This window comes from Alteromonas sp. 1_MG-2023 (genome assembly GCF_030547075.1).
Lineage (GTDB): Bacteria > Pseudomonadota > Gammaproteobacteria > Enterobacterales > Alteromonadaceae > Alteromonas.
In genome coordinates, this window is record NZ_JAUOQH010000048.1 from 1 (window position 1) to 674 (window position 674).

Annotated in this window: 1 protein-coding gene; it reads right to left on the reverse strand. The window is 41.2% G+C overall.

What is annotated here, in order from left to right:
* Window positions 1-116: 116 nt before the first annotated feature.
* Window positions 117-674, reverse strand: a 558-nt coding sequence (locus Q4561_RS19780; protein WP_303462971.1) for a hypothetical protein, incomplete at its 5' end; no start/stop codon positions are given.

Consider the following 674-nt stretch of genomic DNA (forward strand, 5'->3'; position numbering starts at 1 on the left):
TGACGCCTTCTAACTTCCAAATAAGGGGCGCAAACATAGGCGCTATAATGCGAAGCAGCGACTGTGTTTGCGTCCCAGCCCGCGCAGCGGGCGACTTAATTTGTTTGTTAAGTGCCCTACAGATTCGCTAAAAACGACTTTGCTTTTTTTTGCGATGTGAGATGCACCAACTGAATACCATTAAGAAAGTCGCTTGCAAAAAGCTTGGCGTATTTTCGTTTGGTTTTCCAGTAATTTTGCAGCATCCAAAGAATGACTGATTCGGAAGACAAAAAATTACGCCTAAACGATTCTGTATTCCCCGTACCAGCCCAGATTTCTTGTTTTGATGTTGAGCGTTTAAACGAACGAATGAGGATCTGTTTAAACGTATGAATAAAGCTGTAATCCAACCAAATAATTGTGTCCACGTATTGCCACTTGAGCGAATTAGTTTTGGATTGATTACCATCTAATACCCAAGCCTCTTTTTCTAAGTGAGCCTTAAGCAAAGACAAAAATTCTTCGGTTTCCAGATGTTCCCAATTTGGCAGCCAAAACAGTGCATCCATTTCTATGTACGGAATACCTAGCTTTTGAGCAAGCAAGTAACTGAAATGAGATTTACCGCTTCCGCTTGTACCGATGACATTGATTCTTTTCATTGTGATGAAGCCTGACAGGCACTTAACTTT